Source organism: Mycolicibacterium palauense (genome assembly GCF_002592005.1).
Taxonomy (GTDB): domain Bacteria; phylum Actinomycetota; class Actinomycetes; order Mycobacteriales; family Mycobacteriaceae; genus Mycobacterium; species Mycobacterium palauense.
On sequence record NZ_NVQF01000138.1, the window covers coordinates 1 to 8938 of the forward strand.

Annotated in this window: 9 protein-coding genes; 5 read left to right on the forward strand and 4 right to left on the reverse strand. The window is 70.0% G+C overall.

Going from position 1 to position 8938, the window contains the following annotated elements; translation table 11 throughout:
• Positions 1–594: Rv1157c family protein (locus CSR00_RS28405; protein ID WP_456093798.1), on the forward strand; the 594-nt coding region annotated here is incomplete at its 5' end.
• Between the two features lie 68 nt (positions 595–662).
• Complete coding sequence (locus CSR00_RS28410; protein ID WP_245906708.1) at positions 663–1934, forward strand: mannosyltransferase; 1272 nt, start codon at positions 663–665, stop codon at positions 1932–1934.
• On the opposite strand, the gene CSR00_RS28415 is transcribed toward CSR00_RS28410, so the two are convergent.
• Positions 1870–2163, reverse strand: coding sequence for a 4a-hydroxytetrahydrobiopterin dehydratase (locus tag CSR00_RS28415; protein ID WP_099025713.1), 294 nt, complete (start codon positions 2161–2163; stop codon positions 1870–1872). The genes CSR00_RS28410 and CSR00_RS28415 overlap by 65 nt on opposite strands.
• Positions 2164–2365: 202 nt before the next feature.
• Here CSR00_RS28415 and CSR00_RS28420 point away from each other — a divergent pair, with 202 nt between their 5' ends.
• Entirely contained in the window at positions 2366–2752 is a 387-nt protein-coding gene (locus CSR00_RS28420; protein ID WP_099025714.1) for a (deoxy)nucleoside triphosphate pyrophosphohydrolase, read from the forward strand.
• 19 nt (positions 2753–2771) lie between these two features.
• Here the strand turns inward: CSR00_RS28420 and CSR00_RS28425 are convergent, their stop codons facing one another.
• From CSR00_RS28425 to CSR00_RS28435, 3 genes are all read right to left on the reverse strand, one after another.
• Positions 2772–4556, reverse strand: a complete 1785-nt coding sequence (locus CSR00_RS28425) for a BCCT family transporter (protein ID WP_099025717.1) — start codon at positions 4554–4556, stop codon at positions 2772–2774.
• Between the two features lie 295 nt (positions 4557–4851).
• Entirely contained in the window at positions 4852–5118 is a 267-nt protein-coding gene (locus CSR00_RS31470; protein ID WP_099025718.1) for a hypothetical protein, read from the reverse strand.
• Between the two features lie 59 nt (positions 5119–5177).
• Positions 5178–5345, reverse strand: coding sequence for a hypothetical protein (locus tag CSR00_RS28435; RefSeq protein WP_099025719.1), 168 nt, complete (start codon positions 5343–5345; stop codon positions 5178–5180).
• Between the two features lie 94 nt (positions 5346–5439).
• On the opposite strand from CSR00_RS28435, the gene typA reads away from it, so the two are divergent.
• Both typA and CSR00_RS28445 read left to right on the forward strand, forming a co-directional pair.
• Positions 5440–7344, forward strand: a complete 1905-nt coding sequence (gene typA, locus CSR00_RS28440) for a translational GTPase TypA (RefSeq protein ID WP_099025715.1) — start codon at positions 5440–5442, stop codon at positions 7342–7344.
• Positions 7345–7396: 52 nt separating this feature from the next.
• On the forward strand, positions 7397–8938 hold a 1542-nt coding region (locus tag CSR00_RS28445), incomplete at its 3' end, for an ABC transporter family substrate-binding protein (RefSeq protein ID WP_245906709.1).

Sequence of the window (8938 nt, forward strand, 5' to 3'; positions counted from 1 at the left end):
GCCGGAGCGGGACCCGCCGCCGTCCCGGTGTCGGCCCCCGCGCCCGCGGCGGGTCCCGCTCCGGCAGCGGCGCCCGCGGCCCCGGCCGCCGATGCTCCCTCCGCGGCCCCGGGCGCCGATGCTCCCGCTGCCGCCCCGGTCGCCGATGCTCCCCCCGCCGCGGCGGCTCCCGGGTTCAGCCCGGACTCCCCGCCGACCCAGGACTTCATGTACCCGTCGATCGGCAACAGCTGCCTGGCCGACGGCGGCAACTCCATCGCCACCGCACTGTCGGTGGCCGGACCGGCCAAGATCCCCGCCCCGGGCCCCGCCGCCGGCCAGACCGCCTACGTCTTCACCGCGGTGGGCACCTCGGCGCCGGCCGCCGTGCAGAAGCTGCCGCTCAACGTCACCTGGGTCAACCTGACCACCGGCAAGTCCGGTAGCGCGACCCTGAAGCCGCGGCCCGACATCAATCCCAACGGGCCCACCACGCTGACCGCGATCGTCGACACCGGTTCGGGCAGCATCATGTCGACGATCTTCGGCCAGGTCACGACCGTCGACAAGCAGTGCCAGTTCATGCCGACCATCGGTTCGACGGTGGTGCCCTGACCTCGGAACCACGACGATTTCGGTGCGCTGGGTCCCGCTGGACGGGACTGCGCGCACCGAAATCGCAAGTGGCTAGAGTCGGGCGGATAGACGACACCACCGGCCCGCTGCGGGCCGTATGCAGATGGGCGCCGCTGATCCTGGCCCTCAGCGTCGCCGCACGGCTGGCCTGGACCTATCTGCTGCCGAACGGGGCGAACTTCGTCGACCTGCACGTCTACCTCGGCGGTGCGGCCGCCCTGAACCACCCGGGCACCCTCTACGACTACGTCTACGCCGACCAGACGCCCGACTTCCCGCTGCCCTTCACCTATCCGCCGTTCGCCGCGGTGGTGTTCTACCCGCTGCAGCTGCTGCCCTTCGGCGTGGTGGCGTTCGCCTGGCAGCTCGGCATTGTCGCCGCCCTCTACGGTGTGGTGCGCATCAGCCAGCGGCTGCTCGGCATCACCGGTGCCCGGCACACCGCGATGGTGTGGACCGCGGTGGCGATCTGGATCGAGCCGCTGCGCAGCACCTTCGACTACGGGCAGATCAACGTGGTGCTCACGCTGGCCGTGCTGTGGGCGGTGCTCAGCAACCGCTGGTGGGTCTCGGGTCTGCTGGTGGGGCTGGCCGCCGGGATCAAGCTGACCCCGGCCATCGCCGGACTGCACTTCGTGGGCGCGCGGCGCTGGGGCGCGGCGGTGTTCAGCGCCGTGGTGTTCGCGGCCACCGTGGCGGTCTCGCTGCTGGTGGTCGGTCCGGCCGGCCGGTACTACTTCACCGATCTGCTCGGCGACGCGCACCGGGTCGGGCCCGTGGGTACCTCGTTCAACCAGTCGTGGCGGGGCGGACTCTCGCGCATCCTCGGTCACGACGCCGGGATGGGCCCGGCGGTGCTGGCCGCACTCGCGGTCACCGCCGTCGTGGCCTTCTTCGCCTGGCGCGCCGTGGGCGCGTTCTGTGCCGACCCGGCCACCGGCCTGGACCGGCTCGGCTCGATCGTCGTGGTGTCGCTGTTCGGGCTGTTGCTCTCGCCGATCTCCTGGACCCATCACTGGGTGTGGCTGCTGCCGCTGATGATCTGGCTCATCCACGGCCCCTACCGCTACCTGCGCGAGGCGCGGGTGCTGGGCTGGTCCTGGCTGGCGCTCACGCTCATCGGGGTGCCGTGGCTGCTCAGCTTCGCCCAGCCCAGCATCTGGGAGATCAGCCGGCCCTGGTACCTGGCCTGGGCCGCAACGATCTACATCGTCGCGACGCTGCTGACCCTGTTGTGGATCGCGACCGCGCCGGTCAGGTTTCCGGGTGCCCGACGATCTCGTCGATCTCCCGCGCCATCTGGACATCCTTGTCCGTGATGCCGCCCTCGGAATGTGTCACGAGAGCGAAAGTCACCGTTCGCCAACGGATGTCGATATCGGGATGGTGATCGGCGGCTTCGGCGCGCTCCGCGACCCGGCGTACCGCGTCGATGCCGGCGAGGAACGCCGGGAACTTGACCGAGCGCCGCAGCGCACCGTCGGTGCGCTCCCACCCGTCGAGATCCTTGGCGGCGCTGTCCACTTGTTCGTCTGTGAGAACTGCCATGGTGACTATCCTTCCTGCCCGGACGGGATCTAACCGCGCTCGGCCGCGCCCTCCCCGGTGGCCCCCGGTCGACCGGTGTCGACCGGGTTCCGGCGCGGCGGCAGCGACCGGCTGCTACCCGGCGGACTACCCGCCGCCGGGGCGACGCAATCACGATCCGGCCGCTCACCGCAGGCCCCGGCAGCGTATAGCGTTCTGTGCCATGTCGACCCGGATCGTTGTCGCCGGCGCGCTGATCTGCGACGGCGCGCTGCTCGTCGCCCAGCGTGCCCGTCCGCCCGAGCTGGCGGGGCTGTGGGAACTGCCCGGGGGCAAGGTGGCAGACGGCGAAGCCGAGGCCGACGCGCTGGTCCGCGAACTCCGGGAGGAGCTCGGCATCGAGGTGGCCGTCGGGCCGCGGCTGCCCGGCGACGTCGCGCTCGGAGAGGCGATGACGCTGCGGGCCTACCGGGTCAGCCTGCTCGGCGGCGCCGCAAGCCCCCACGAGCACCGTGCGCTGCGGTGGGTTCGCCGCGACGAGCTGAGCGGGCTGACCTGGGTGCCCGCCGACACCGCCTGGCTGCCCCAGCTGGCGGCGCTGCTGAGCTGAGGCGGCCACGGCCGGGCCGTCAGGGTGCTGCGGTCTCGGACTTCGACGTCGATCCCGGCTTCGACCCGTTGCCGTTCGCGGAGACCGGCTCGCCGTCGGACTCCCCGGCGGGAACGTGGTCGCCGTTGAGCGGATCGACCGGCTCCTCGATGATCAGCTCACCCGTGGTCGGATGCACCACGCACGAGTCCGGATGCACGGCCCGCACGGCCACCAGGCCCGCCAGCGTCGCGGAGACGTCGTGGCGGTGGTGCTCCTCCATACCCTCGGGGACCGTGACGTGCAGCAGATGCGGCGTGGTCGCCAGGTCGTATCGGAAGGCGCGGAACATCGACACACAGGCCGCCACCATCACCAGCGAGAACGGTGCCGCGGTGGCGATCGACGCGGTCTGCAGCGCCGTCAGTGAGCCGGCACCCCCGACCACCAGCAGCACCGCGGCCGCGACCCCTTCCAGCGTGGCCCAGTAGACGCGGCTCACCTTGGGCGGGTCCAGCTCGCCGCCCGAGGACAGGATGTCGATGACCAGCGACCCGGAGTCCGAGGAGGTGACGAAGAAGAACACGATCACCGCGATCGCCAGCAGGCTGGTGATCGTCGCCAGCGGCAGCCCGCCGAGCAGGTGGAACAGCGAGGTGTTGGTGTCCACGGCGCCGTCGATGAGCATGTCGCCGGTGTCGCGCTGCCGCAGGATCGCCGAGTCGCCGAAGATGGTGAACCACAGGGCCCCGATGACGCTGGGCACCAGCAGCACCGCGACGACGAACTCGCGGATGGTGCGGCCACGGGAGATCCGCGCGATGAACATGCCGACGAAGGGCGCCCAGCTGATCCACCAGCCCCAGTAGAAGATGGTCCAGGAGCCCAGCCACTCGCCGTCACTGAACGGTGCGGTGCGCAGCATCAGCTGCGGCAGCGACTGGATGTACACGCCGAGGTTCTGGACGTAGGCCTGCAGCAGGAACAGGGTGGGGCCCAACAACATCACGAACAGGGCCAGCGCGGCGGCCAGCAACATGTTGATGTTGGACAGCCACTTCAGGCCCTTGCTGACCCCGCTGACCACCGAGGCCGTGGCGATCACCGTGATCGCGGCGATCATCCCGACCATCCACCAGTTGTTGATCCGGATCCAGCCCAGGTATTCCAGCCCGGCGGCGATCTGGGTGATGCCGAAGCCCAGCGAGGTGGCCACGCCGAACAGCGTGCCGACCACCGCGGTGACGTCCACCGCGTGCCCGATCGGGCCCTCGACCCGTTTGCGCCCCAACAGGGGTTCCAGCAGCCAGCGCACCGACAACGGCCGTCCCCGCCGGTAGGTCATGTAGGCCATGCCGAGCCCGACCACGACGTAGATGGCCCACGGGTGCAGGCTCCAGTGGAACATCGTCAGCGCCATCGCCTGGTTGGCGGCGGCGTCGGTCTGGCCGGGGATGCCGCGGGATGCCGGCGGGTTGACGTAGTGGGTCAGCGGTTCGGCCACCCCGTAGAACACCAGCCCGATGCCCATGCCGGCGCTGAACAGCATCGCCAGCCAGGCCATGAAGCTGAACTCGGGCCGCTCGTCGTCCTCACCGAGGCGGATCGTGCCGATCCGGGAGAGCCCGCAGTACAGCGCGAAGATCACGAAACCGGTGGTGGCCAGGATGTACCACCAGCCGACCCCGTCGGTGATGATGCCGTTGAGCTTGGTGAAGGCGCCGGCGGCGGTCTGGGCGTAGATCACCGCGAAGACGATCAGCCCGATGATGATGAGCGACGCCGGGATGAAGACCGCGTGCTCGAGGGTGCGCCACGCGCGCATCACCGGGTTCTGTCTGTCTTGCTCGGTGGTCGTCGGTTCCGACTGGGTCGGCACTACTACCGCCTCCTCATCGTCCTCGTCGTCGTGTCGTCGCGATCGCTTCGTTACGTGTCCGGCAAATTTTCGTCATGGAGGGTCGCCGGCGTCGGCGCGCATCGAACCCTACTCGCACTGAGTGGGTGGCGACGGACAACCTCGGTAACGGGGGCGGTGGGCGGCTGTCGACGGCCGGCCGGATCGGCGCCGTCCACACCGGCCCCGCGACCGCCGGGCCGGTGGAATCACGTTGCGCTAGCTAATATTTCGGGCGGTCCGACAGCACCCGAACATGATTGTCCGGATGGTTGACCGCATACAGCGGGTGGGTGAGCATCGGATGCCGGCAGTGCGGGCAGGACGACTGCGGCCGGTTCGCCGTCGCCATCGTCAGGTGATGGCAGGTGCGGCACCGCACGATATGGAAGGCGCCCATCCAGCCGAGCAGACCCAGATAGATGGCGACCGTGGTGAACGTTCCCACCACCACGATCACGAACACCGTGAGCACTTCGTAGACCGCCATGACCGGTACCTCCAAACACCCCGAGCCCCTGTGACGGATATCTCAACGGTACGCCCGGATCAGGCCTTCCTGGCGCGCTTGAAGACTTTCTCCAGCTCCTTGCCGCGGACCCCCATCAGTTCGGCCTTGTGCACCTTGTGCAACACCAGCGGGCAGCGCTTGCAGCGCGGTTTGCTCCGACAACACTTCTTCTTGGGCTTGACGCCGGCGAATTTGCTGGACTTCACCACTTGCTTTCCGGGTGACATTCGGGGGAGGTGCCTCGGTGGCTGGCTTCCCGTCGTTTTCGTGTTAGGGGGTTCCCACTGCGACAATCTGTGGGTGGAAACAGCCTCCAACTTTAGAAACGTCGCGATCGTCGCCCATGTCGACCACGGTAAGACCACCCTGGTGGACGCGATGCTGCGGCAGTCCGGCGCGCTGGTCGAGCGGGGGGAGGCTGTCGAACGCGTGATGGACTCCGGCGACCTGGAGCGTGAGAAGGGCATCACGATCCTCGCCAAGAACACCGCCGTGCACCGCCACCACCCCGACGGCACGGTCACCGTCATCAACGTCATCGACACCCCCGGCCACGCCGACTTCGGCGGGGAGGTCGAACGGGGGCTCTCGATGGTCGACGGGGTGGTGCTGCTGGTGGACGCCTCCGAGGGGCCGCTGCCGCAGACCCGCTTCGTGCTGCGCAAGGCGCTGGCCGCCCACCTGCCGGTGATTCTGGTGGTCAACAAGACCGACCGGCCCGACGCGCGCATCGCCGAGGTCGTGGAGGCCAGCCACGACCTGCTGCTCGACGTCGCCAGCGACCTCGACGACGAGGCCGCCGAGGCCGCCGAACACGCGCTCGGCCTGCCCACCCTGTACGCCTCGGGGCGCGCGGGCGTGGCCTCGACCACCCAGCCCGAGGACGGGCAGGTCCCCGACGGGGACAACCTCGATCCGCTCTTCGACGTCCTGCTGGAACACATCCCGGCGCCCTCGGGGGATCCGGAGGCGCCGCTGCAGGCCCTGGTGACCAACCTGGACGCGTCGGCCTTCCTGGGCCGGCTCGCGCTGATCCGGATCCACAACGGCCGTATCCGGAAGGGCCAGCAGGTGGCCTGGATGCGTGAGGTCGACGGCGTGCCGGTCGTCGCCAGCGCCAAGATCACCGAGCTGCTGGCCACCGTGGGCGTCGAGCGCACCCCCACCGACGTGGCGGTCGCCGGGGACATCGTGGCGCTCGCGGGCATACCCGAGATCATGATCGGCGACACGCTGGCCGACCCCGAGCACGCGCACGCGCTGCCGCGCATCACGGTCGACGAGCCCGCGATCTCGGTCACCATCGGCACCAACGGCTCGCCGCTGGCCGGCAAGGTCTCCGGGCACAAGCTGACCGCGCGGATGGTGAAGACCCGGCTGGACACCGAACTGGTGGGCAACGTCTCGATCCGCGTGGTCGACATCGGCCGGCCCGACGCCTGGGAGGTGCAGGGCCGTGGCGAGCTGGCCCTGGCGGTGCTGGTGGAGACCATGCGGCGGGAAGGCTTCGAACTCACGGTCGGCAAGCCGCAGGTGGTCACCCGCACCATCGACGGCAAGCTGCACGAGCCGTTCGAGGCGATGACCATCGACTGCCCCGAGGAGTACGTCGGGGCCATCACCCAGCTGATGGCCGCCCGCAAGGGCCGGATGGAGGAGATGGCCAACCACACCACCGGCTGGGTGCGGATGGATTTCGTCGTACCCAGCCGTGGGCTGATCGGCTTCCGCACCGACTTCCTCACCGAGACCCGCGGCACCGGTATCGCCAACGCCGTCTTCGACGGCTACCGGCCGTGGGCGGGGGAGATCCGGGCCCGCCACACCGGCTCCCTGGTGTCGGACCGCTCCGGTCAGGTCACCGCCTACGCGATGATCCAGCTCGCCGACCGCGGGCAGTTCTTCGTCGAACCCGGCCAGGAGACCTACGAGGGCATGGTCGTCGGCATCAACCCGCGCCCGGAGGATCTCGACATCAACGTGACGCGAGAGAAGAAGCTCACCAACATGCGGTCGTCGACGGCCGACGTGATGGAGACACTGGCCAAACCGCTGGAGCTGGATCTGGAGCGGGCGATGGAGTTCTGTGCGTCCGACGAGTGCGTCGAGGTGACGCCCGAAGCGGTGCGGGTGCGCAAGGTCGAGCTGGATGCCACGTCGCGGGCGCGCAACCGGTCCCGCGCCAAGCAGGGTGCCCGGACCTGAAACCGACCCCGATCACCCGCGTGACGGCTCATCCGCCTGCCCGGCCGATACCCTGTTTGGCGTGCCCGCACCCGCCCGCCGCGTCCTGACGACCGGGGCCCTGCTGTCGGCGCTGGTCCTCCTGGGGGGCTCCGTCGGGGGGTGCACGGTGAGTCCGCCGCCGGCGCCGCAGAGCACGGAGACCACCGAGGACACCCCGCCGCCGCCCGCGCGGGTCACCCAGATCATCATGGGCATCGACAACATCGGTCCCGGATTCAATCCGCACCTGTTGTCCGACCAATCACCGGTCAACGCGGCCATCAGCGCGCTGGTGCTGCCCAGCGCCTTCCGGCCGGTGCCCGACCCGTCGACGTCGACCGGATCGCGCTGGGAGATGGACCGGACGCTGCTGGTGTCGGCCGAGGTCACCGACACCGACCCGTTCACCGTCACCTACCGGATCAAGCCCGAAGCCTCCTGGACGGACAACGCCCCGATCGCCGCCGACGACTTCTGGTATCTGTGGCGCCAGATGGTCAGCCAGCCCGGCGCCGTGGACCCGGCCGGCTACGACCTGATCACCGGGGTGCAGTCCATCGACGGTGGCAAGACCGCCGTCGTGACCTTCTCCGAGCCCTATCCGGCGTGGCGGGAACTGTTCAGCGACCTGCTGCCCGCCCACATCGTCAAGGACATCCCCGGGGGTTTCCCGGCCGGCCTGGCGCGGGCCATGCCCGTCACGGGTGGGCAGTTCCGGGTGGACGGCATCGACCCGCAGCGCGACGAGATCCTGCTGGCCCGCAACGACAGGTTCTGGGGGACCCCCGCGGTCCCCGACCAGATCCTGTTCCGCCGGGCGGGCACGACGGCCGCGCTGGCCGATTCGATCCGCAACGGCGACACCCAGGTAGCGCAGGTGCACGGCGGTGCCGCTGCGTTCGCGCAGCTCTCGGCGATCCCCGACGTGCGCACGGCGCGCATCGTGACCCCGCGGGTGATGCAGCTGTCGCTGCGTGCCCAGCAACCGCAGCTGGCCGAGACCGCGGTGCGTAAGGCGATCCTGGGGCTCCTCGACGTCGACCTGCTGGCCGCCGTCGGCGCCGGCAGCGACAACACGGTGACGCTGGCCCAGGCACAGGTGCGGGCCCCGTCCGACCCCGGCTATGTGCCGACCGCCCCGCCGGCGATGAGCCGCGACACCGCCCTGTCGCTGTTGGAGAACGCGGGCTACGTCGTCGAACCGGACACCCCGGCGTCGTCGGTACCGGGCGGCTCCCCGGCCCCGCCGGCCGGGTCGCGGACCTCCACGTCCCCCGCTCCGCCGCCGGAGATCACCCGGGGCCGGATCAGCAAGGACGGCAAACAGTTGACGTTGGTGATCGGCGTGGCCGCCAACGATCCGACCACGATCGCGGTGGCCAACACCGCCGCCGACCAGCTGCGCGACGTGGGGATCGCCGCCTCGGTCTCGGCGCTGGACCCCGTGGTGCTCTATGGCGACGCGCTGGTCAACAACAAGGTGGACGCCATCGTCGGGTGGCACGCCGCCGGCGGCGTGCCACCCGACGATGGCGTCCACCTTGTTGTTGACCAGCGCGTCGCCATAGAGCAC

What these genes read in the sequence shown, in the direction of transcription:
- CSR00_RS28420 (WP_099025714.1), top strand. Translation starts at nt 2,366, where the DNA reads ATGTCGACCCGGATCGTTGTCGCCGGCGCGCTGATCTGCGACGGCGCG.
- CSR00_RS28415 (WP_099025713.1), bottom strand. Translation starts at nt 2,163, where the DNA reads ATGGCAGTTCTCACAGACGAACAAGTGGACAGCGCCGCCAAGGATCTC.
- CSR00_RS31470 (WP_099025718.1), bottom strand. Translation starts at nt 5,118, where the DNA reads ATGGCGGTCTACGAAGTGCTCACGGTGTTCGTGATCGTGGTGGTGGGA.
- CSR00_RS28425 (WP_099025717.1), bottom strand. Translation starts at nt 4,556, where the DNA reads ATGCGCGCGTGGCGCACCCTCGAGCACGCGGTCTTCATCCCGGCGTCG.